This window comes from Pseudomonas sp. E315 (assembly GCF_055406205.1).
On the sequence record NZ_JBUZPJ010000013.1, the window covers coordinates 20,083 to 41,286 of the forward strand.

At 56.6% G+C, this 21,204-nt stretch carries 21 protein-coding genes; 11 read left to right on the forward strand and 10 right to left on the reverse strand.

The features are described from left to right. The first annotated feature begins 44 nt into the window (after positions 1 to 44). From ACZRJQ_RS17265 to ACZRJQ_RS17295, 7 genes are all read left to right on the forward strand, one after another. Positions 45 to 1,397, forward strand: a complete 1,353-nt coding sequence (locus ACZRJQ_RS17265; protein WP_463979540.1) for a 3-oxoacyl-ACP reductase — start codon at positions 45 to 47, stop codon at positions 1,395 to 1,397. Positions 1,398 to 1,400: 3 nt separating this feature from the next. Then, positions 1,401 to 2,255: a MaoC family dehydratase gene (locus ACZRJQ_RS17270; protein WP_463979541.1), complete on the forward strand. Its 855-nt coding sequence runs from the start codon at positions 1,401 to 1,403 to the stop codon at positions 2,253 to 2,255. Between the two features lie 102 nt (positions 2,256 to 2,357). After that, on the forward strand, positions 2,358 to 2,663 hold the full coding sequence (locus ACZRJQ_RS17275; protein WP_463979542.1) for a nucleotide pyrophosphohydrolase: 306 nt from the start codon (positions 2,358 to 2,360) through the stop codon (positions 2,661 to 2,663). Beyond that, positions 2,660 to 3,409, forward strand: coding sequence for a methyltransferase (locus tag ACZRJQ_RS17280; RefSeq protein ID WP_463979543.1), 750 nt, complete (start codon positions 2,660 to 2,662; stop codon positions 3,407 to 3,409). Before ACZRJQ_RS17275 ends, ACZRJQ_RS17280 begins: the two co-directional genes overlap by 4 nt. A 23-nt stretch (positions 3,410 to 3,432) precedes the next feature. Further along, positions 3,433 to 4,059, forward strand: coding sequence for a DUF4136 domain-containing protein (locus ACZRJQ_RS17285; protein ID WP_463979544.1), 627 nt, complete (start codon positions 3,433 to 3,435; stop codon positions 4,057 to 4,059). A gap of 28 nt (positions 4,060 to 4,087) precedes the next feature. Then, entirely contained in the window at positions 4,088 to 4,678 is a 591-nt protein-coding gene (locus ACZRJQ_RS17290; protein ID WP_463979545.1) for a DUF4136 domain-containing protein, read from the forward strand. A 274-nt stretch (positions 4,679 to 4,952) separates the two neighbouring features. Beyond that, the gene (locus tag ACZRJQ_RS17295; protein WP_463979546.1) at positions 4,953 to 6,944 is read left to right on the forward strand and encodes a pilus assembly protein TadG-related protein; all 1,992 of its coding nucleotides are present in this window, start codon (positions 4,953 to 4,955) and stop codon (positions 6,942 to 6,944) included. Here the strand turns inward: ACZRJQ_RS17295 and ACZRJQ_RS17300 are convergent. Together ACZRJQ_RS17300 and ACZRJQ_RS17305 are read right to left on the reverse strand one after the other, a co-directional pair. Continuing rightward, complete coding sequence (locus ACZRJQ_RS17300) at positions 6,929 to 9,697, reverse strand: ATP-binding protein (protein WP_463979547.1); 2,769 nt, start codon at positions 9,695 to 9,697, stop codon at positions 6,929 to 6,931. The two genes, ACZRJQ_RS17295 and ACZRJQ_RS17300, sit on opposite strands and share 16 nt — an antisense overlap. Continuing rightward, positions 9,694 to 10,134, reverse strand: a complete 441-nt coding sequence (locus ACZRJQ_RS17305) for a TadE/TadG family type IV pilus assembly protein (protein WP_463979548.1) — start codon at positions 10,132 to 10,134, stop codon at positions 9,694 to 9,696. Before ACZRJQ_RS17305 ends, ACZRJQ_RS17300 begins: the two co-directional genes overlap by 4 nt. A 74-nt stretch (positions 10,135 to 10,208) precedes the next feature. Here ACZRJQ_RS17305 and ACZRJQ_RS17310 point away from each other — a divergent pair, with 74 nt between their 5' ends. Beyond that, complete coding sequence (locus ACZRJQ_RS17310) at positions 10,209 to 10,679, forward strand: prepilin peptidase (protein ID WP_463979549.1); 471 nt, start codon at positions 10,209 to 10,211, stop codon at positions 10,677 to 10,679. Between the two features lie 107 nt (positions 10,680 to 10,786). After that, entirely contained in the window at positions 10,787 to 11,587 is an 801-nt protein-coding gene (locus ACZRJQ_RS17315) for a response regulator transcription factor (protein ID WP_463979550.1), read from the forward strand. Positions 11,588 to 12,717: 1,130 nt separating this feature from the next. On the opposite strand, the gene ACZRJQ_RS17320 is transcribed toward ACZRJQ_RS17315, so the two are convergent. The 8 genes from ACZRJQ_RS17320 to cpaB are packed head-to-tail and all read right to left on the reverse strand — an operon-like array spanning position 12,718 to position 20,142. Beyond that, positions 12,718 to 12,984 carry a DUF3613 domain-containing protein gene (locus ACZRJQ_RS17320; RefSeq protein WP_463979551.1) on the reverse strand — a complete coding sequence of 89 codons (267 nt, stop codon included), beginning with the start codon at positions 12,982 to 12,984 and terminating at the stop codon, positions 12,718 to 12,720. Between the two features lie 18 nt (positions 12,985 to 13,002). Beyond that, entirely contained in the window at positions 13,003 to 13,695 is a 693-nt protein-coding gene (locus tag ACZRJQ_RS17325; RefSeq protein ID WP_463979552.1) for a tetratricopeptide repeat protein, read from the reverse strand. A 14-nt stretch (positions 13,696 to 13,709) separates the two neighbouring features. Continuing rightward, complete coding sequence (locus ACZRJQ_RS17330; protein ID WP_463979553.1) at positions 13,710 to 14,594, reverse strand: type II secretion system F family protein; 885 nt, start codon at positions 14,592 to 14,594, stop codon at positions 13,710 to 13,712. Then, on the reverse strand, positions 14,594 to 15,478 hold the full coding sequence (locus tag ACZRJQ_RS17335; protein ID WP_463979554.1) for a type II secretion system F family protein: 885 nt from the start codon (positions 15,476 to 15,478) through the stop codon (positions 14,594 to 14,596). The genes ACZRJQ_RS17330 and ACZRJQ_RS17335 overlap by 1 nt, the downstream gene beginning before the upstream one ends. Before the next feature lie 10 nt (positions 15,479 to 15,488). After that, positions 15,489 to 16,766 (reverse strand): CpaF family protein, encoded by a 1,278-nt coding sequence (locus tag ACZRJQ_RS17340; protein WP_463979555.1) that lies wholly within the window; start codon positions 16,764 to 16,766, stop codon positions 15,489 to 15,491. Beyond that, positions 16,763 to 17,953 carry a pilus assembly protein gene (locus ACZRJQ_RS17345; protein ID WP_463979556.1) on the reverse strand — a complete coding sequence of 397 codons (1,191 nt, stop codon included), beginning with the start codon at positions 17,951 to 17,953 and terminating at the stop codon, positions 16,763 to 16,765. The genes ACZRJQ_RS17340 and ACZRJQ_RS17345 overlap by 4 nt, the downstream gene beginning before the upstream one ends. Next, entirely contained in the window at positions 17,950 to 19,176 is a 1,227-nt protein-coding gene (locus tag ACZRJQ_RS17350; protein WP_463979557.1) for a type II and III secretion system protein family protein, read from the reverse strand. Before ACZRJQ_RS17350 ends, ACZRJQ_RS17345 begins: the two co-directional genes overlap by 4 nt. A gap of 27 nt (positions 19,177 to 19,203) precedes the next feature. Further along, positions 19,204 to 20,142 carry a Flp pilus assembly protein CpaB gene (cpaB, locus tag ACZRJQ_RS17355; protein ID WP_463979558.1) on the reverse strand — a complete coding sequence of 313 codons (939 nt, stop codon included), beginning with the start codon at positions 20,140 to 20,142 and terminating at the stop codon, positions 19,204 to 19,206. A 332-nt stretch (positions 20,143 to 20,474) separates the two neighbouring features. Here cpaB and ACZRJQ_RS17360 point away from each other — a divergent pair, with 332 nt between their 5' ends. Then, positions 20,475 to 20,711, forward strand: a complete 237-nt coding sequence (locus ACZRJQ_RS17360) for a Flp family type IVb pilin (protein ID WP_463979559.1) — start codon at positions 20,475 to 20,477, stop codon at positions 20,709 to 20,711. A gap of 66 nt (positions 20,712 to 20,777) precedes the next feature. Beyond that, positions 20,778 to 21,188: a response regulator gene (locus ACZRJQ_RS17365; RefSeq protein WP_463979560.1), complete on the forward strand. Its 411-nt coding sequence runs from the start codon at positions 20,778 to 20,780 to the stop codon at positions 21,186 to 21,188. The last annotated feature ends 16 nt before the right edge of the window (positions 21,189 to 21,204 follow it).

Consider the following 21,204-nt stretch of genomic DNA (forward strand, 5'->3'; position numbering starts at 1 on the left):
GTTTGTGGTCAACCCTTTGAACCCCATCTGTCGGAGAGTGTTCCATGTCAGACCGTTATATCGACTTCGCCAACTCATCCATCGGCCATCGTCTGGTCGGCGCATTGGGTCTGCCGGCACCGGTGCGACTGGAACGCTGGCAAGCCGGCCGGCTACGTCCCGTTGAAGGGGCTTTACTACTTGGGGGCGGGGCGCTGGCAGCTCAGGTCAACGTGTTCGCCAGTAAGTTGACTGATGCTGTGTTCAGCTATGGCCCTGAACCATTGGTTGCTAACCCGTGGATTCCGGGCCAAGGCCCAAAACTTAAAGCCGTGGTGTTTGACGCCAGCGAGTTGATTCACACCGATCAGCTCAAACAGTTGCGCGAGTTTTTTCAACCCTTGTTGCGCAGCCTTGAGCACTGCGCGCATCTCGTCATTCTGGGCCGCGCCCCTGAAACTCAGCGCGACCCATTTGCCGCCAGCGTCCAACGCGCCCTTGAGGGTTTTAGCCGTTCCCTGGCCAAAGAACTACGAAGTGGTAGCACCTTGCAACTGCTGTACGTCGGCGAAGGCGCCGAGGCCCAACTTGAAGGCGCGCTGCGGTTTTTCTTGTCGCCCAAAAGTGCTTTTGTCAGCGGCCAAGTGCTGCGCCTTGAACCCTGCGCCGCTCAGGTTCAGGACTGGACTCGCCCACTGGCGGGACGCAAAGCGCTGGTTACCGGCGCTGCTCGGGGCATTGGGGCTTCGATTGCCGAAACCCTGGCCAGAGATGGCGTCGAGGTTGTTTTGCTCGACGTACCGTCCGCCAAAAATGATCTGGACGCGCTGGCGGCTCGCTTGAGCGGACGCAGCATTGCGTTGGACATTTGCGCCCCAGACGCTCCCGCGCAACTCATCGAGCAGTTACCGGACGGTGTCGATATTGTGGTTCACAACGCAGGGATCACCCGGGACAAAACCTTAGCCAACATGACGCCCGAGTTTTGGGACGCTGTGCTTGCGGTCAATCTCAATGCGCCCCAAGTGCTGACCAAGGCCTTGCTCGACAGCGGCGCGCTACGCGATAACGCCCGCGTGGTCTTGCTGGCCTCCATCAGCGGGATCGCCGGGAACCGCGGTCAGACCAACTACGCTGCCAGCAAGGCCGGGCTGATTGGCCTGGCTCAGGCTTGGGCTGGGCTGTTGAGCGAACGCGGGATTAGCATCAACGCTGTCGCACCGGGTTTTATCGAAACGCAAATGACTGCGCATATTCCCTTTACCCTGCGTGAAGCCGGACGCCGCATGAGTTCGCTCGGCCAAGGTGGCTTACCTCAAGACGTCGCCGAAGCTGTGGCCTGGCTTGGCCAACCGGGTTCGGGTGCTATCAGTGGGCAAGCGCTGCGGGTATGTGGGCAAAGCATTTTGGGGGCATAGCACATGACCATAAGTTGGCACGACCTCAACACTGCGCCGCATTTGCCTGCGCTGTATGCCCATGCCGCTGCCAAACGCAAAATCACCGGCAACGTTTTGCCAGAACAGGGCTTGCGCTGCTGGGTCGATGTTCAGGCCAAACCCTTGGCAGCCTTTCGCGAAGTCTGCGCGTTGGTGCCGAGCCCATTACTGCCCCCAACCTATCCACATGTGCTCGCCTTCGGCTTGCAAATGCAATTGCTGACTGACAACGACTTCCCCTTCCCTCTCTTGGGCCTGATTCATCTGACGAATCGCGTCCGCGTTTTACGCCCAATGGGTAGCGTTAATCAGCTGCGTATCGGCGTGTATGCGCACAACCTGCAAAAACACGCCAAGGGGGCGACTTTTGATCTCGTCACCCAAGTCGATGATCTGCTCGGGCCTTTGTGGGAGGCCGAAAGTACGTTGTTGTGCAAAGGTGTTGAGCTGCCCGGCGAAGTGCCTGCCCCCCTGAGTGTGCCCCCCGTTGCACTGACCGAACTGACCCGCTGGTTCGCCCCGGCAAACATTGGCCGCCAATACGCCAAGGTCTCGGGAGACTACAACCCGATCCATTTGAGTGCGGCCAGCGCCAGGCTGTTTGGCATGCCCAAGGCCATCGCCCACGGGTTGTGGCTCAAGGCTCGCGCATTGGCGGCCCTCCATTCGCACTTGCCCGCCGCTAACATCGAAATCAGTGTCACGTTCAAAAAACCAGTCCGTTTGCCCAGCGAAGTGATTTTGCTCAGCAGCGCGGCAGGCTCCAGTGGTGACTTCCAGCTCAACGGGCATGGGGACTTAACTCACTTGAGCGGAAATTGGCGACCGATTAGCTGACGCCCTTGGCGAGTAGCCGAAGGCTGCGAAGAGGTTTGTGTTTCACTTGCGCCAATTGGCGTTCAGTCGCAAGCTTTGCCCCTTCTGGAGAGCACAGCCCCGATGAACCTCGACGAACTCACACAACGCATGCATCGCATCCGCGATAATAACGACTGGAAACAATTTCACAGCCCCAAAAACCTGGCGATGGCTGCCAGTGTCGAAATGGCCGAGCTGGTCGAAATTTTCCAATGGTTAAGTGAAGACCAATCCCGCCAACTCCCCGCTGACAAACTGGCCCACGCAGGCCAGGAAATTGGCGATGTGGTGCTGTACCTGCTGCTGTTATGCAGCGAGTTGGGGCTAGACATGAACGAAGTGGTGCGCAGCAAGTTGGCCGACAACGAAAGGCGTTTCACCTCATGAGCGACCGTCACTTCGATCAACTGGCCACTCGTTTCGCCGAAAAAATTTACGGTGGAGCCAAAGGCGCCATTCGTTTGGCAGTGCTTCAAGCCGACCTCAAAGAGTCATTGCCGCAGCGCCCATTGCGCGTGCTGGATATTGGCGCAGGGCTGGGTCATATGTCGTTGTGGCTGGCAGAGCAAGGGCATGACGTGACCTTGGCCGAACCCGCCGCACCGATGCTCGAAGGCGCCCGCCAGCGCTTTGCCGATGCGGGCCAAACCGGCACCTTTATTCAAGCATCGTGGCAAGAGTTGCTGGGGCAATTAACCGAACCCTATGATCTGGTGCTGTGCCACGCCGTGCTCGAATGGCTCGCGGAGCCTCACGCCATCTTGCCGGTGTTGCATCAACTGACCACAAAGGACGGCTGGCTGTCGCTGGCGTTTTACAACCGCGACGCCTTGATTTATCGCAACCTGCTTAAGGGTCACTTCCGCAAAATGCGCAAGAACGACATGGCAGGCGAAAAGCAAAGCCTCACGCCGCAACAACCGCTGGACCCTCGCGAGCTAGCGACGGCGCTTGAAGGCATGTGGCACGTCCATACCCAAAGTGGCGTGCGGGTGTTTCACGACTACATGCCGGTTGAGTTCCAGGCCCGCGCCGAACTGGACGCACTGGTTGAGATGGAGCTGGCTCATCGTCGGCATCCCGCCTTTGCCGGGCTGGGGCGTTATCTGCATTGGGTCTGCCGCCCGATTTAAATCGCCCGCGTGAGGAGCACGCCATGTCTGGTCGTATTGCTTTAGTCGTTTTAAGCCTCGGATTGGCGGCATGCCAAAGCCCCAACCCTTACACCGCCAGCTCGATGCCGATGCCAGCGGCCCCGGCGCAAGCGGCCAATACGCTGGACTTGAGCGCCTACCCGGCACCGCCGCGCGATTATGGCCGTTACCAAAGTTGGGGCTGGCTCAATGGCCGCACGCCCGTGGGGTCGAGCTGGGCAGACTCTGCACAAATCGCCGAAGCGGTGAGCAACGCCCTGGATCAGCGTGGTTTGCGGCCTGCCCAACCCAACCGTGCGCCTGATGTGTGGGTGAGTGCAGATTTACACACAGAAAAACGTCTACGACAGGTGCAGGACGACTATGGTTATGGGGCCGGTTACGCAGGTGTCTATGGCGACCGTTACGGGCGTTATGGCAACGGCTACGGGATGTACAACACCGTACCGATCGTGCGCACCTATGAAGTCGAAGTGATGGTGGTGCGGCTCAATCTGTATGACGGCAAAACCGGTGAGCAGGTGTGGAGTTCAAGTGCAGAAACCAGCAGCAAAGGCAGCCTGAGTGAACGCGCTGACGCTTTGCGCGAATCACTGAACAAAGCAGCGCAGGCTTATCCTCCTCATTAAGACAGATTGTTGGAGTGGAGAATTCATCATGCTACGTCGCATCGCATTACTGGGCTTGGCCCTGTTGCTCAGCGCCTGCGAAACCATGCAGGTCACTCACGATTACAACCCCGCTGTTGATTTTGCCGCATTTAAAACTTGGGCCTTCAAAGACCCTGCTCTGCAATACCGGCCCAACAGTCCAATGCTCAAAAGTGACCTGACCGAACAACGAATTCTTCAGGCGGTGAGCAGTGAACTGGATCAACGCGGCCTGCGCCCGGTCGCGGCGGGCAGTAAGCCGGATTTGCTGGTGCAAACCTACTTGATCGTGGCCAACCGTCAAGAACAAGTGGTGACCAACTACGGCTACCAAGGCCCGTGGGGCGGACCTTGGAGTGGCGGTTATTGGGGTGGCCCGTGGGAAGGCTATTGGGGCGCTCCGATGTACAACGAAACACGCAATATCGTGTATCAGGTGGGCACCCTTCAAATCGACTTGATGGATGCCAAAAGCGGCAAATTGGTGTGGCGCGGCAGTGCTGAAAAGATCGTCGACAATAGCCCGACGCCCGCTGAGCGTAGCGCGGTAATTCGCGAAGCCGTGACTAAGATCTTGAGCACCTACCCTCCGAAGTGATGCGCCATGCTGGTGTGGGTGCTCGCGACCGGATGTAGCCTTCGGCAGCTGCTACAAAATGCACTCCGTAGCAGCTGCCGAGTAGAACGAGGCGACGTCCGGCGGCGCAGCCACCGTAACGTCAAACATCCGCGCTAGCGGTTAGACATAACCTTGCGCCACGCCATCAGTCGCCAGCGCTGGCAACTCGCCAGCGCACTCCTTGGCCCTTGACTACACTCCATTTCAACTTTGGAGAGTTAGCGCTGGGCAGTAGCCCGCAAAGGAGTGCTCGATGTCTCCCCAACTGCGTGGCATGCGCTTGAACAGCCGTACCCAGCAACGCGGGGCCATTGGTTTAATGGCCGCCCTGACGTTGGGTTTGGTACTGGTATTTATGCTGTTGGTCGTCGACAGCGGCCGTTTGTATATGGAGCAGCGCAAGCTGCAACGGGTAGCCGACATGGCAGCGCTGGAAGCTGTCAGCCGTGGGGGAACATGCCTGGGCAGCACGCCCACCGCCGCCAGTTATGCCAACCAAAGCGCCACCCGTAATACCTTCACCCCCGGTAGCACCCAAACGGTGAGCACCACTTGCGGCACGCTGGTGACCGGCAGCGACAAACTGCGCACCTTCAGCGCCGACCTCAACAAAGCCGAAGCCATTCGGGTGATTACAACCACCGTTGTGCCTACCAGCGTCGCCGGTGGTATATGGAATTTGTACTCAGGTGGCGGGTTTGGCCTTAATACGAAATTAACCGCGAGTGCAGTGGGGGCTACAGCCGGTGCCCCCTTGGCGATGCTGACAATCCGCACCACACTGGGAACCATCGATAGCAGCAAGTCAACCGTTCTCAATGGTCTTATTGGTGGCCTATTGGGCGGAACACTAAACCTTGATGTTGCTTCGTGGAAAGGGCTGGCAAGCACTGATATCAATTTACTTAGCTATCTCAACCAACTCGCAATCAATGTAGGTGTTGATGTTGGTAACTATGACAAGTTACTAAAAGCTGACGTTACGCCCACTAAACTCATCAATGCAGCCATCACAGTATTAGAAAAAGGTGGAAGCGCAACCACCGTTGCGGTCAACAGTCTCAAAAAAATAGCCCTTATCAGCAGTAACACTCAGCTCGTTAAACTAGGCGATATTTTGAATATCCAAAGTGGAACACCCAGTGCCGGATTGGATTCAACACTCAAGGTTTACGATCTGCTTCAAACATTTGCTCAGCTTTCGAATGGCAAAAGCACAGCGACAGTAGACTCAACCATCGCAATTCCGTTTGTAGCCACTATTGGTGTAAAGCTAAAAGTCATTGAGCCACCTCAGCTCTCCGTTGTTGGCAACCCTGCGCTGGCAAAGAAAGACCCGCTGGGGCCTAACAAAATATTTGTCAGAACCGCCCAAGTTAGAACTGACGTAAATATCAGTATTCCCGTGCTTAAGACTTTGTCTCAGATAACCTCTGCGCTTTCAAATATACTTAGCCCTCTCACCAGTGTCGTAAACAAACTTTTGCACTTGAACTTGTTCGGTGTATTGAGTGACGTGTTGTGCTTGGCCGTTTACTGCGATCAAACCACTCTGCGGATTGCCTCCGACCTCGACATTCACCTGGAAGCCGCTAGTGCGCAAAGCTATGTCTCGGATTACAGCTGCGCCAGCAACGCCTCTAAAACGCTCACGGTTAATGCTTCGACATCACTCGCCAAGCTCAGTATCGGCAAGATCCCGGCTGGCACACCTGCGCCCTCCATCAATGACAACACCAAGCCAACCATTGATGTAGACCCCATTAAGCTAATAAGCATCGACACACCCAAATGCTCACTGCTACTTGGCTGTCTTCCTTTAAAGCCAGAGCAAATAGAAGGCGGAGGGAGCTTAAGCATAAAAGTGCAAACCTCAGTCGGATCACGTTCTGGAGTTATTCCTTATAAAGCACCTGCACTGCGCAACATCAATGAGGCCACTGACTTCGAGAGTCTGCCGACAAAAGACATCCTTTACAGCCTTGGCAACACGCTCAATGGCGTTCAGATAACAGCGTTCAACCCAAAGACCGGAAATATAGCGGCGGACGCATTGGCGGGGGTCGTTGGCCTGTTAAGTGATATTTCAGGTTTTTTAGTCACCGCCATACAAGGCATGCTGTCCCCTTTACTCGACCCCGTACTTAACTCTTTGCTATCGGCTCTGGGGGTTAGCTTGGGCAACGCCGAAGTCGGCGCCAACCTCTCTTGCAATCAAGGTGGTCGTGCTCAATTGGTACTTTGATCGGCTGCTGCGGCCACTGGCAGTTCCACGCAAAACCGGGCCCCGTGCTCGGTGTTGCTGACGCTGAGCCGCCCGCCCATGTTGTCGATAATTCCGTAGCTGACCGATAACCCCAAGCCTGTGCCGACACCCACAGGTTTGGTGGTAAAGAAGGGCTCAAAAATACGTTCCAGCAAACGCGGGTCGATGCCGCCTGCGTTGTCCTGCACCCACAGTCGTACCCAATTTGCATCGCTTTGGGCACTCAGTTCGATCCAGGGTTGCAGGTCGCGATCAGCCTCACGCTTGCTCAGCAGTGCATCACGGGCGTTGACCAGCAGGTTGATCAACACTTGCTCCAGCTGATCAACATGCCCACGCACATGAACGTTGCAGGCCATGCCTTGGCTACGAACGTCTACGCCTTTGCCGCGCAAGCCCTCACTCAGTAAAGACAAGGTGCCTTCCAGTGCCTCGGCCGGGTTGAACAGTTGCTGTTCAATTTCAGAGCGACGGCCAAACACTCGCATGTGATCGACCACCTTTGCCGCACGCTGAACTTGAGCGTCGATGCGAGTGAGCTTTTCTTGCAGGTAGTCAATCTGCACATCCCCATTGCTCAAGCGCTTGAGCACGTTGACGATGGCCATGCGCATTACGTTCAGCGGTTGGTTGATCTCATGGGCCAGCCCCGTGGCCATTTCGCCAAGGGTGGCCATTTTGGCGCTTTGCGTGAGTTGCTGCTGGGCACGGCGCACTTCGGTGTTGTCACGCCCCACGGCCTGCACTTCCTGCAAGTGGCCCTGTGAATCAAAAACACCTCTGTCCGACCACACCCACCAGGCATGCTCGCGCCCCGGTAATTGCAGGCTGATTTCTGCCGTGCTGACAGGAAACTCAGGGGTCAATGTGGCCAAGCGCTGCATAAACGCTTGATGCTGCTCATCCGACAGCCAACTGCTCAAGTTGATACCGGGCAATTGCTCAGGCGAACACTCCAGGTAATTGGCCAACGGCTGGTTGCCAAAGGTCAGCGTCAGGTTGGGCAAGTAACGACAAATCATGGCCGGGGAGTCTTCGACCAGAATGCGGTAGCGCTCTTCGCTGTGTTTAATCCGCTGCGCCGCCTGCGTCGCCTCGGTAACGTCCAGCCACAACCCCACGGCTTCGACCGGCAGCCCTAGGTTGTCACGCAACAACTTGGCCTCATCCAGCAACCAGTGGTAATCGCCCTTCTGGTCTCGCATGCGGTAACGCGCCCGCGCAGCACCTACACGCAGCAGTTGGCGTGTGCGCTCAAAATAATGCTCGCGGTCATCGGGGTGAATCCACTCAACCAGCGCAGGCCCGGTGCACGCCTCCAGCGTCCAGCCCAGCAAGGGCTGCAAACTGTCACTGAAAAACGTCGGCAGTAACGCCCCTTCTGCATAACGCTGCACGTAAATCACGGCAGGTGAACTGGCGACCAAATTGTCCAGCCGCGCATGTGCCGCTTGCGCCTGTAGCTGCTGGTTTTTGATATCACTGACATCCAGCATAAAACCCACAATGCGCTGCGACGCCCCCGTGCCCACGACTTGGCCTTGAATCCGATACCACTGCGTACTGTTTTCTACTGCAAGCGTGCGCACACACAGCGTCAGGGATTTGCCGTGTTCAAGCAGTTCATTGAAACGGCTACTGAGTTCATCACGATCAGCCGGGTGAAACAGCGCCAGCCAAGACTCACGGGCGAGCACGGGCGATTCATGATCGGGCAGCAAACTGAGGGCCAATTGCGGGGCCAATTGCAGTTGCTCACTACTGGGCAACCATTCCCACCAGCCCGTGCCCAGCAGACCTTGCAGGGCGTCCATACGCTCCCATTGTTGGGCATGGCGCTGCGCCCGAGCACGCGCCAGCAATGGCTGCGCCAAGGCAGCGCAGACTTGTAGCCAATCACTGTCGGTCATTAACGGCGCACGCGCTGATGCCGAATAAAAACCAAACAACAACCAGGCCGATAGCCCTTGCTGATCGCTATACGGCACTAAAAAGCCTTCGGCATTACCAAACAAACCGCTGAGCCCAGTGGCGTCATTTATGCGGTACTGGGGCACCAGACGATGAGGAACATGCCCACTGAGATTACCCAGCCCACTGCCCAGCGTTTGGCCGCACGTCCAGAGTTGGGGAGCATCGAGCGCATGCCACGCGTTGTAGAGTGTCCAGCCCGACGCCGACTCATCCGCCAGCGCCAATGCCATACACGGCACCTGCCAGTGCTGGGCCATTTGCTGTAACGACTCGCGCATCACTTCAGGCAACAGCGTTGAGCTGCATTGACGAATTTGCTCACTGGCGCGCCGGGTCAGTTGCTGGCATTGCGCGCGGTACTGCCCCAACTCACGCTCATGCAGCAAATCGCTGATATCAAGCACCTGCAACAGCCAGCCATCGGGATGCAATTGTATCCAGCCTCGGGTGCGCAACACTCGCGGGCCAATGCACACGAAATCAAGATCAAGGCTTTGCCCCACCCAATCGGCGGGCTCGCCTTCAAGCGCGTGCGTGCTGCCCGGCACAACGTAATCAAGCAAAGGCCGCGGCTGTTCATTGCTGACGGCCACTGCCAGGCCGTAACCTTTAGCGCCACTGATAGTCAGCACCGCGCCTTGTTGATTCAGCAGTATCTGAAGGCATGCGCCCGAAGCAGACTGTGCCTTCTCAGGCGGCGCCAATGGCTGATTGGCCCGCCCTAGAAAGCGCCCCAAAAAACCGTCACCCGACATCAAAACTGCAAGCTCGACTGCGCCGACAATGTGGCGGGCAGACGTGGCACCGTGATATTACCCGGCAAATAGAGCACAGGTGTGATCGCTGCCAGCGCGGTGGCGGGCAGGGTCACGGTCACGGTCAATACGCCGGCGTCGTACACGGCCTTTTTGACCACACCGGATTTCAATGCACTGGGCATCCACGCCAGTTGATCGGTCAGCACGCTAAGGGCACGCGCCTCGACATCGGCTTTGTAAGTGCTGGGCGACACCGTTGGGTCTAACGCCACACTGCGGCGCACGGCTTCTGCGGTCGACTGATTGAATGACTGCATCAGCAACATCGGCAAGCTGTAGCTAAGCACGCCGTACAGCACCGCGAAAAAAATCACGAACACCAGCGCGAACTCAATCGCGGCGGCGCCTTTCTGCTTTCTAGGGAGGCCTACTTTCATGACTGCGTCTACCCTGACAACCACACGTAGTATCAGCATAGGATCATTCATCAAAAAGGGACGTTTATTACGCGATGCATTTACTTGTCCTGTTTATCTGGTTTGCCGCTTGTGCAGCGCAAGACCTTTATCAACGCCAGATCTCCAATCTGTTGACCTTAGGTGGCAGCGTTCTAGCGTTGCTGTATCTGGTGTTCAACGGTCACAGCTGGCTCGGCGCCAGCGCCGTTGAAGCGGGCTGGGCCTTGTTGATTGTGCTGGTTTTAACCTTGCCCGGTTATGCCTTAAACAAGCTGGGCGCAGGTGACGTAAAACTGCTGATCGCCCTCGCGCTGGCGACCGATCGTCTGATGGTGTTAGGCACGTTTATAGGCGCTGGGTTGTGCGCCGTGATGTGGATGCTGATCGCGTCAAAAATAACGCCCGTGTTCAATCAACGAGTTAGCCACCATTCATTTGGCAATATCGATCAACCGTCAAAAAAACTGCCCTTCGCACCCTTTTTGTTGTGTGGCTTTGCGTTGACCGTGCTCCTCCTGACCTAGTCCGAAGAAAGGATTAACGCCATGTACATAGTCATAAAGTACGACTACGTTTAAACAGGCTCACCTCAAATGAGTGAGAGGTCGTTGTTCCTGATGCGTTACTCAGGATGGAGAATCGTGTGAATACGCCCAACACCCCAATAAAAGTGCTCGTGGTTGACGACCAACCGCTAATCGTAGAAGAGCTCTGTGAGTTTCTGGAAAGCAGTGGCTACCGTTGCGTGCCTTGTGAGTCCAGCCGGCAGGCCATTGAGTCATTTACAGCAGACCCACTCATCGGCCTGGTGCTGTGCGATCTGCACATGCCCGAAATGGATGGCATCGAGCTGGCCCAGCAGTTGCAAAAAATCGCGGGCAAGCAACGAGCCTTCGAATGCATCTTGTTGACAGGCCGAGCCGATAAACAGGACGTGATCAAAGCGCTGCGCATCGGCATTGCTGACTATTACCAAAAGCCTGTTGATCTGAATGAACTGCTCGAAGGGTTGCAACGTCAGGAAGCCATTTTGCGCGAGCGGCAAAAGAGTGATCACTTAGGCCACCTGAACCAAAAACTACAGTTTTTGGCTGAGTCTATCGACGAGCTGTATCAAGACATGGAATTAGTGCGACGCCCGCCCCAAGTCGCGGACAACACCTCGGCCAGCGCGCCAGCGGACGACGAACAGTGCCCAAAGATGCCCGGTATTTTTCAACAGCTTTCGCCACGCCAACTGGCCGTTGCGCGACTGGTGGGCAAAGGTCAAACCAACTACCAAATTGCCTGCGATCTGGGCATCACTGAAAACACCGTGAAGCTGTATGTGTCACAGGTGTTGCGCCTGACCCACATGAATAACCGCACGCAGTTGGCGCTAGCGCTGTCCCCCAGCGCCAGCGCTCAACAGCATCGGCTGACGGCGCATTAAGGATGACTGTAGGAGCTGCCGCAGGCTGCGATCTTTTGATCTTTTGATCTTTTGATCTTTTGATCTTTTGATCTTTTGATCTTTTGGATTTGCAGCATATCCGTTGGGTGCGCCACGGCTTTCTACGAGTTCCGCCCTTACGGCGGCTCACTTTTGACAAACGTCTCAAAAGTAAGCAAAAAGTCTTGCCCCTCCATTGGCCCTTGCTGCGCTGCGGGTTCCCTCATTCCATCGCCGCTCCGTGGGCCGCGTCGTACGGGCATCCATGCCCTACAACGCTAACCCGGCTCCTGCCGGGCTTCCCACTGCGCAACGATTACATTCGGCCGGCTGGCAAGGGGCTTTTGAGTCGTCTGGACTATTGGGTGGCAGCCGTTAATTTTTAATTTGCTTTTGATCTACAGGCCCCTTCGGAAGGCCGAGCACATTAAACCCAGCCCTTGTGCGCAGGATGACTGTAGGAGCTGCCGCAGGCTGCGATCTTTTGATCTTTTGGATTTACGGCATATCCGTTGGGTGCGCCAAGGCTTTCTACGAGTTCCGCCCTTACGGCGGCTCACTTTTGACAAACGCCTCAAAAGTAAGCAAAAAGCCTTGCCCCTCCATTGGCCCTTGCTGCGCTGCGGGTTCCCTCATTCCATCGCCGCTCCGTGGGCCGCGTCGTACGGGCATCCATGCCCTACAACGCTAACCCGGCTCCTGCCGGGCTTCCCACTGCGCAACGATTACATTCGGCCGGCTGGCAAGGGGCTTTTGAGTCGTCTGGACTATTGGGTGGCAGCAGTTATTTTTTAATTTGCTTTTGATCTACAGGCCCCTTCGGAAGGCCGAGCGCATTAAGCCCAGCCCTTGTGCGCAGGGTGACTGTAGGAGCTGCCGCAGGCTGCGATCTTTTGGATTTACGGCATATCCATTGGGTACGCCACGGCTTTCTATGGGTTCCACCCTTACGGCGGCTCACTTTTGACAAACGCCTCAAAAGTAAGCAAAAAGTCTCCCTTCACGGCGTGCACACGGGGCGGGATCGAACTCAGGGCGGAACCCGTAGAAAGCCGAGGCTCATGAAATGGATATACACACGCCATAAAAACCATCCGCCCTAAGCATTACACCACCCGGCAGTGAACACTTCAGTTGGACTTGGCTTTACCGCCCTCGTCCTGTTTGTAGTACTCCGGAATCGGGTGCTTATAGCTGTCTAACCAACGTTGCAGACTTTGCTCACGCTCCTGAGACGTCGCCACTTGTGGCACCGGCGAGCGGGCTTTGCCGCTGACCTGAATCTGTAGCCAGTTTTCGGTTTCTTGTTGGTATCTGGAGGCTGGCCCCGGCTCAATGGCCCAAGCACTTAATGGCAACACCAACAGCAAAAAGCTCCAACGCAATTTGAGTTTCATGACCCGCCTCCCGCGCGATTACTTGATCGCCGCCACTTGATTGCTGGCCACCTTGGCCGGGGTTTTTAATGCGTGAGCACGCGCTTGAGCGTCGCTCACTTGTTCAGGCGTTAGCCCTGCACGTGACACCAGTTCGGCGGCCTGCTTCCAGTTGTCTTGATAGATCAGCAAGGTCACCAAATTCAACGCCGCCAATGAGTCATCCTGCTTCAGCTCTAGCGCCGTCAGGAACTCAAAACGAGCATCGTCCACGCGCAACAAGTTGAGGTACACCACGCCCAGATCGTTGCGGATCTTGTCATCGGTGGGGGCCATTTGCGCGGCTCGCTCCAGGTACGCCAACGCTTGCGCGTTATCGCCACGCCCCGCTGACAGTTGGCCCAAGCCATGCTCACCTTCGGCGGCCAAGCATGTGCCCAATAAACCGCGATACAAAGGCTCGGCCTCACTGCGCCCTAGTTGCCGATAGATCCGCGCCTTACGCAACTGCACTTGGCCATAACGCTGAGGCAGGCTTTGCAGGTTGGCCAAACTGGCGTGCAGCTTGCCCTCTTTGGCCATGTCGTCTGCCAGGTTCATCGACAGTTCCTGATCACCACTCAACTTGGCGCAACTGTTGTCAGTCAGGGCCAACCACGGCGGGTTACTGGCGCCCCCTGTTGCACAGCCGCCCAGCATCAGCAGCCCAAACGCGGCGATCACAGCTTTCATGCAAATACTCCCCATCAAAAGTCAAACGCTCGTGCTACCGCGATAAAACTCGGCCCGGCCAACACAATCAATAACGCAGGAAACAAAAACAACATCATCACTACCGACATTTTGGCCGACATTTTTGAGATGTATTCCTGCATGCGCGTCAGGCGCCGGTCATCGAGCAAGTTTTTGAGCGCCTGCAACGACTTCATTGCACCGCCACCTTGTTGAATCAGTTGTTGAAGAATCACGCAGGTGTCATTGAATTCATCGACCGCCAGCAAGGCCGCAGTCTTTTTCAGTTCTTGGGTCAGCTCCAGCCCTGAGTCCACACGAGCCAGCAGCACACGCAGTTCGCCAGTGAGTATGGGTAGCAATTGCCGTGCATCCTGGCTCAGCACGCGCAACGCTTGCTCAACCGCCATGCCTGACTCAAACAAAATGCGCAGCAACGGAATAAAGGTCGACACCTCAATCGCCACCTGCGTCTGGCGCTGGCTCGCGGCATAAGCCAAGACACGTTTGGGCAACAAGTAGCCAATGGCTAAGGCAAATATCAACACAATGAGCAGATTGCCTGAGTGCGGAAAAAACAACTCATGCCCCAAAAATGACAACCCCGCCAGCACCAATGGCGTGCCCACTTGAAACGCCGCAAACAACGAGCGCTGGTTAGCCGTGCGCCACCCCACACGGTTGAGCAGGGTTTGGGTTTCGGTGTCCAGGCTGACCGAACGCTGGCCAAATTTGCTGTCACCCACAGCCCGCATCCAACCGCGCAACTTGTGTGAGTCGGCTTTTTCACCTTGCAGACGTTGCACCACCCGTTGCTCACGCAGCCGCCGCTGCACCCCGGCGTTAATCACCAACGCCAGCGCTCCCAGCAGTAAAAACACACAAATCACTAAGGCCATCAGATGCTCCTAACCATGCGCCACAGGGCCAAGCACCCAACAACCTGCATCGCAAAGGCCGTCAGCAGCAATTGCTGGCCTCCCTTATCGTTCCACACACCGATCAGGTAGGCAGGATTGGTGAACATAAAATAGCCACCGACAATCAACGGCAACAGCGCCAACACTAACGCCGTGATACGCGTTTCGCCGGTCATGGCCTTGAGCTGGCGCGCACCTTGTTCGCGCTCTCGAATCAACACGATCAGGTTTTCCAGCAGCTCGCTGGCATTGCCGCCATAGCGGTGGTTGACCTTCAAACCCAAGGCGAACAACCGAAACTCATCACGCTCATACAGCTCGGCAAAGTCCTGAACCGCTTCGGGCAAACTGACGCCCAACTGCACATTGCGTGACACCCGGCTGATGGCCGTTTTAAGCGGGTCGCTTGACGCGTCTATCGCGTGCAGCACCGCATCGGCCAAGGTTCGTCCGGCTTTAAGACTGCGCACACAATGGTCCAGTAACTGCGGCAGTTGCTCGACCATGCGCCTCACTCGACGCAAATAGCGCCAGCTCACAAACAGACGTAACAACAGCGGCGGCAATACCAGCAAGGCCAACAGTGCCAACCACCCGCCGAGCAACGCGCCCATGACCACCGCCACCAACCACAACCCCAGCCACAGCCCAATACGCTTCGACGGCCGCCCCAAACCCGCCTGCAAAAACGCGCGATCGAGCCAAACCAACCCGGCTGTTTTACCGGTTTGTTGCGGCTGCCCCTGAGCTAAGCGATCCATGACTCGTCCCTTCGCCGGGTCACGCAACGCTCGATAAATAATGCTCAACGCCAGCCCCAACATCAGCACACTGATCAAAAACAGGAATAGGGCCGGGATCATGGGCGGCGCCTCAGCCGAAGGAATTGGCAATCGGCTCGCGACGCAACTTGTCGCCTGCCGGGTTGAGCGCTTCGCGCATAAAGCCAAAACCGCTGCGTCGATCTAACCGAAACAAGGTGTTGGTGACGTACACATCGTCCCGTACTCCGACCACTTCGAGCACTTCACTGACGCATCGGCGCCCGTCTGGCATACGCGTAAGTTGAATGATCACGTCCAGCGCCGCGCAGATCATCTGGCGCAAGGTCTTTTCAGCAACCGTGCGCCCTGTGAGGCCCACCAGTGTTTCCAGCCGCAGCAAGGCGTCTTGCGCGTTGTTGGCGTGCACGGTACTCATTGAACCGTCGTGACCAGTGTTCATGGCCGTCAACACGTCGAGCACTTCCACGCCACGAATTTCGCCAAGAATGATGCGGTCGGGCCGCATCCGCAGGGCGTTACGTATCAAGTCGCTGGCTTTGACTTCACCGTGCCCTTCGGCATTGGGTGGCCGGGTTTCCAGGCGCACTACGTGCGGGTGACCCAGTTGCAGCTCGGCCACGTCCTCGATGGTGACCAACCGCTCGTAAGGGTTAATCAGTTGGCTGAGGATATTGAGCAGCGTGGTTTTACCCGTGCCTGTGCCGCCGCTGATCAATATGTTGCAGCGCTTGCTCACGGCCTCCTGAATAAAATCGAAGATCGCTTGATCGATGGTTTGCATCGCCATCAAGTCAGTGCTTTTGAGCATGTCCTTGCGAAACTTTCGGATCGACAGGCACGGGCCATCCAGCGCAATCGGCGGGATGATGGCATTCACTCGGCTGCCATCGGGCATCCGCGCATCGACCATCGGCGAAGACTCGTCCAAGCGTCGGCCCAACGGCGCCAAAATGCGCTGCATAACCCGTTCAACATGATGGTCGTCGATAAAACGAAGCTCGCTTTGATGCAAGATGCCGTCGCGCTCCACAAACACCCGGTGCGGGCCGTTGACCAGAATTTCTGTCACCGCCGGGTCGCGCAGCAGCACTTCAAGCGGGCCGAAACCGGTGAGTTCATCGACGATTTCTTCGGCCAGCCGCTCCATCTCATAGCGTGAGATGGCCAAGTGAAGACGCGACACGTACTCCGCCACTTTGTCGGTGACAAATTGCGCCAACGCGTGGCGTGAGTCTTCCAGCAGGTTTTGCCCTGTTTCCTCGATGGCATCGATGATGTAGCGATGCAGCACCAGTTTCAGGCCGTCATGACCGGCGGGGCCGTCTTTACCTTGCAGGCCCGAGCCAAAGAGTTTTTCGCTGCTCATTTGGCCCCCAATAGGCGTGTTAACCAGGTTGTGCTTGGTTTCTCAAGCCCTTGCGAACGCTTGGCCAGTCGCTCGCCCAAGGTTTTAAGGCCTTGGCTCAACGGTTCACGCGGGGCCAGCTCGAACAAGGTGGTGGCCTGATTTTTGGCATTCATCCGTAACTCGGCGCTCAACGGGAAGGTTGTCAGCACCTCAAGCCCAAAACTCTTGGCCAGCGCATCGGCATCGGGTGCCACGCCGCGCAGGTAGCGATCAACCAGCAAGCGCGCATGTTCAAGCTTCATGCCCTTGGCCCGCCACGCATTGAGGATGGTCAGGTTGCGCTGACAATCGAGCACGCTTTGGTCGGCGTACCACAGCAACTTGTCGCAATGGCTGACAAACGTGCGCAAGGCTTCGCTATCGGCCTGCCCCGTGAGGTTCACCACAATGTGTTGAAAGTGCTGACGTAAAGAACTGAGCAACATGTACAACTCGGCTGCACTGGTTTGTTCAAGGGGCTCATCACTGTCGCTGTACGACAAAATGCGCAAGCCGCCGGGTGCCGTGGTGAATGCACTGTCGATCAAGGTGCTGTCGAGGCGCCGCAAATGGCGCAAGGCATCGCCAAAGTAGAACGAACTTTCAAGGCCCAACATCGCCAAGCTATCGCCACGGGGCAACCCCAAGTCCAGCAGCAAGGTTTGTTGATCACTTTTTTGCACCACCAGCCCTAAATGACTGGCAAGCAAGGCGCCATCGGCGTTGCACTGCGCGCCAAACAACACCGTCAGACCACCCAACTGAGCATTGGGCGTGGCGGCTGGCAAACGTTTGCTTAAGCGCCTGACCAGCCCCGCCACCTCGCTGGAGCGCGAACCGTAGGCGACAAAATCCCGGGCACCGGCGCGCATTGCATTGAGCACCAACTGGTTATCCATGCCATCACCCAATGCCACAACCGCCAGCATCGGCTTGGCTTCTAGCGCGCCCTCGATCAATGCGCACTGGGCCACCACCTTCTCGCGGTCCAGCCCTACAAACACCAGCCCGGCGAAGGTCACATCCACCAGCGCCAGCAACTCGTCCAGCGTGCTATTACCCGCGCCCACCACTTGCCCCAAGGGCGCGAGTGCACCTTGCAACCACTCAAGGTCAGTGTTGTTACGCGTGAGCGCGAGGAAGGTTTGACTTAGGTTCTGGCTCATTGCGATAACCCGCTACGGCGGTTGAAGTTGCCGTTTTCGAGAAAGTACTGGCGATACCAATTGGGCTCGTAGTTACGCAGTTTTTCGCCGGGTAACGAAGGCAATTGCGCATTGGCGGCCAAAGGTTGAATCAAGTGCGGGGTCACGATCATCAGCAGTTCGCGCTCTTCGCGACTGATGCTGGATGAGCGAAAAAACGCCCCCAGAATCGGAATGTCACCCAAGCCTGGAAACTTATCCACCTGCGAACTGTTGGTGGTACTGATCAGACCACTGATCACAAAGCTCTCGCCATCGGCCAACGAGATGCTGGTATCGGTACGGCGAACCGTCAGACCCGGCACTTGTGTTCCGGCAATCGTCACCGCTCTGTTGTAGTCCAGCTCACTGACTTCAGGCGCCACCTTGAGCAAGATGCGATCTCGCCCCACCACGGTCGGCGTCAACGTGAGGCGAATACCAAACTCTTTGTACTCAATGGACACGTTATCGCTGCCGCTGCTAGGCACAGGAATCGGCACTTCGCCGCCGGCCAAAAAGCTTGCACTCTGCCCGCTCAGTGCCACCAGGCTAGGCCGCGCTAAGGTATAGGCAAAACCACTGCCTTCCAGCGCGTTGATCATGGCTTTGACCCGCCCGCCTCCGAAGGCAATGTTGAAGGTTTTGTTGTCGGCTGGCAGGCCGCCGGTGATCACACCCGCCGCATTGCTGATGATGGTGCCCGGCCCCCCGAACAAGAAGTTACTGCCGGCCCCAAAAATAGAGGTGCTGGCCTCCTGAAGTTTGGTGCGGCTGACTTCCACAAAACGAATATCGGTTTGTACCTGGCTGGGCAACTCTGGGTCTTCAGAGGGTGCTAATGAGGTGCTAGTGAACCCGGCCGTGGCCTTGCCTCTGACAAACACCATGCTTTGACGTGGCGATTTCGAGCACGCTGTCCATACCGTCAAACTGGTGGTGCCGGGCGCCATGCCGGTGAGTAGAAAAGCGCTGTCGCCATTGGCGTGTACATCCGCAATAGCCGGGTCGCCCACTGCAATGCGGGTAATGCTGACGGGCGAATCAAGGGCTTGCTGCGCCCCTTGGGCGACTTCCAGTACCGCAGGCAATTGACCAAGGGCCGCGCAATTGGCAGGCGCAGCGAAGGCCATTTCCAGAGGTAAACCGCTCAACATCAGAGTCCAGACAGCTCGTTTAAACAGCGGCACGCAACGATGACTCATGCTGGGCTTCCTTGCAGATCAGGATTTTTATTGGGTCGGCTGTGGCGCCGCTTGATTACCCCGAATGATCTCAATGCCACGCACACGAGGGGCACCGCCAGGGTTGCTACTGACAGGCGCTCTTATCGGGCCGGCCATTGCTAATTGGTTGAACTGATACAGGCTGCGCTTGGCTGTTTGGAGGTTGCTCGAAGCCGCGTCTTCGCCCGCCCAGTATTTGCTCAAGCGCTGCTCTTGAGCACTGCGTACAGCCAGACGCAAAGTGCCGGCATTGGTTGCCAGCATCAATTGATTCAGCAGCGGCTCTGGTACCGCCAGCACTGCCGTGCGGGCGCTGGCCCGACGCTGCGTCTGCTGCAACGCCTGTTCAGCATTCAACGGCGGGCTCACCGGCTGGCCGTCGCTGGTCAAACCCAGCTCATCCCCCACGCTCAATACGCGCACAGCGGGCAATATCACCTGAGCCGATTGCTCAGGGTTGGCTGCTTCCTGGCGCAAAAACAGCAAAATATCGACGTAATCGCCGGGGGTCAGTTGCCCGCCAGCGCCTGTCACTTCATCGATGGCCACCGCCAACGCTCGCTCGTCAGGGCGAATCATGCGCGCCAGCGGGCCACCGATTTCAAAGCTTTGTTGGTTGAGCCAAGTACCTGCATTTAAAGCACGCCACGGCGTGCGTCCTACTGCTTGATCGATAGAGGTAAGGCTGCCAGCAGGCACTGTGCGTAATTTTTCCAGCGCCAAATCTTCGGCAGTCAGGGCCACATGAGGGGCAACATCACGGGTTAAAACCACCACGGGCTTGCGGGTTTGATCCTCAACAGTGGCCACACTTTGCTCCACCACTTGGGTCACCGGCACCGCTGCAACCGGCTGTTGCCGGGTGACCACTAGCCCCCAATAACCGGCAGCAATCGCTCCCAAAAACAGGACTGCGGCCAAAATAAAACTGCGTCGATTGTTCATAAAAGCAATCCTTTCCCACTGCGTACCGCAGACAAAAAATCATTCGCAATCAGGTAGCTATGAACGCTTGGCGGTGTTGCAACCATTTCGCTATTTGAAGGTAGCGCAGGTAGGACAAAATGCCATTACTGGCTCGAATATTTCTGGGAGTTAATTCGAGCGCCTTTGATTTATTTGGCTTTTTCGATTTCAGTATTTGACTACTACTTTGTGATTAGTCCTTTCTTACAGTTGTTGGTTGGTACTTTGTTGACAATGCTGTGGTGGCAGAAGGGAATTATGTAGCACCAACGTTACACAGTGCCCGCCTCGGCGCACTAAGGAGAAGTCAGATGTTTTTAAATACTGTTCTGAAAGTGTATGTGCCGACCCAAGTGTTTTGCGCACATCAGGTCAAGCAGTTTATAAAGCGCACCGAAGGCGCCTCAGGCATTGAGTACGCAATTATCGTGGGCATGTGTGCCGTGGTAATCGTTACGTTTATGACGCCTCTTTCGGTCGTGGTCAAAAGCATGTTCGACAAAATTGCCACGGGCTTGGGCACCGCAGCAACAGCACCGGCATCCTAGAGGAAGGTGCTCGCATACAGCGTAAAAAGAACCACACCTCTATTTTTTGCGTAACAGGACATTCAAATGAGCCCCTCTTCGTCCCGGCAACAGCTTCTTTTGGTGGATGACGAAGAGGACGCACTTCTGGAATTGGCCGAGCTGCTGGAGGGCGAAGGCTTTTGTTGCTTCACGGCGACCTCAGTCAAAGTCGCCCTGCAACAACTCACCAAACATCCGGATGTGGCCTTGGTGATCACTGACCTGCGCATGCCAGAAGAAAGCGGCATCTCGCTGATCAAACGCCTGCGTGAACACACCTTACGTCAACACCTGCCTGTAATCGTCATTTCGGGGCACGCCGACATGGACGACGTCAGCGACCTGCTGCGCTTGCAGGTGCTGGACTTGTTTCGCAAACCCATCTACCACGTGCGCCTGCTCGACACCCTGAACAACCTCTTCCCAAAGCCTAGATTGCAGCTGGTTGGGCCTTAACGCCTATCCGAGCTGC

What these genes read in the sequence shown, in the direction of transcription:
- ACZRJQ_RS17360 (WP_463979559.1), top strand. Translation starts at nt 20,475, where the DNA reads ATGTTTTTAAATACTGTTCTGAAAGTGTATGTGCCGACCCAAGTGTTT.
- ACZRJQ_RS17345 (WP_463979556.1), bottom strand. Translation starts at nt 17,953, where the DNA reads ATGAGCCAGAACCTAAGTCAAACCTTCCTCGCGCTCACGCGTAACAAC.
- ACZRJQ_RS17290 (WP_463979545.1), top strand. Translation starts at nt 4,088, where the DNA reads ATGCTACGTCGCATCGCATTACTGGGCTTGGCCCTGTTGCTCAGCGCC.
- ACZRJQ_RS17305 (WP_463979548.1), bottom strand. Translation starts at nt 10,134, where the DNA reads ATGAAAGTAGGCCTCCCTAGAAAGCAGAAAGGCGCCGCCGCGATTGAG.
- ACZRJQ_RS17320 (WP_463979551.1), bottom strand. Translation starts at nt 12,984, where the DNA reads ATGAAACTCAAATTGCGTTGGAGCTTTTTGCTGTTGGTGTTGCCATTA.
- ACZRJQ_RS17265 (WP_463979540.1), top strand. Translation starts at nt 45, where the DNA reads ATGTCAGACCGTTATATCGACTTCGCCAACTCATCCATCGGCCATCGT.
- ACZRJQ_RS17280 (WP_463979543.1), top strand. Translation starts at nt 2,660, where the DNA reads ATGAGCGACCGTCACTTCGATCAACTGGCCACTCGTTTCGCCGAAAAA.
- ACZRJQ_RS17270 (WP_463979541.1), top strand. Translation starts at nt 1,401, where the DNA reads ATGACCATAAGTTGGCACGACCTCAACACTGCGCCGCATTTGCCTGCG.
- ACZRJQ_RS17330 (WP_463979553.1), bottom strand. Translation starts at nt 14,594, where the DNA reads ATGGCCTTAGTGATTTGTGTGTTTTTACTGCTGGGAGCGCTGGCGTTG.
- ACZRJQ_RS17275 (WP_463979542.1), top strand. Translation starts at nt 2,358, where the DNA reads ATGAACCTCGACGAACTCACACAACGCATGCATCGCATCCGCGATAAT.
- ACZRJQ_RS17315 (WP_463979550.1), top strand. Translation starts at nt 10,787, where the DNA reads ATGGAGAATCGTGTGAATACGCCCAACACCCCAATAAAAGTGCTCGTG.
- ACZRJQ_RS17325 (WP_463979552.1), bottom strand. Translation starts at nt 13,695, where the DNA reads ATGAAAGCTGTGATCGCCGCGTTTGGGCTGCTGATGCTGGGCGGCTGT.
- ACZRJQ_RS17350 (WP_463979557.1), bottom strand. Translation starts at nt 19,176, where the DNA reads ATGAGTCATCGTTGCGTGCCGCTGTTTAAACGAGCTGTCTGGACTCTG.
- ACZRJQ_RS17340 (WP_463979555.1), bottom strand. Translation starts at nt 16,766, where the DNA reads ATGAGCAGCGAAAAACTCTTTGGCTCGGGCCTGCAAGGTAAAGACGGC.
- ACZRJQ_RS17335 (WP_463979554.1), bottom strand. Translation starts at nt 15,478, where the DNA reads ATGATCCCGGCCCTATTCCTGTTTTTGATCAGTGTGCTGATGTTGGGG.
- ACZRJQ_RS17310 (WP_463979549.1), top strand. Translation starts at nt 10,209, where the DNA reads ATGCATTTACTTGTCCTGTTTATCTGGTTTGCCGCTTGTGCAGCGCAA.
- ACZRJQ_RS17295 (WP_463979546.1), top strand. Translation starts at nt 4,953, where the DNA reads ATGTCTCCCCAACTGCGTGGCATGCGCTTGAACAGCCGTACCCAGCAA.
- cpaB (WP_463979558.1), bottom strand. Translation starts at nt 20,142, where the DNA reads ATGAACAATCGACGCAGTTTTATTTTGGCCGCAGTCCTGTTTTTGGGA.
- ACZRJQ_RS17285 (WP_463979544.1), top strand. Translation starts at nt 3,433, where the DNA reads ATGTCTGGTCGTATTGCTTTAGTCGTTTTAAGCCTCGGATTGGCGGCA.
- ACZRJQ_RS17365 (WP_463979560.1), top strand. Translation starts at nt 20,778, where the DNA reads ATGAGCCCCTCTTCGTCCCGGCAACAGCTTCTTTTGGTGGATGACGAA.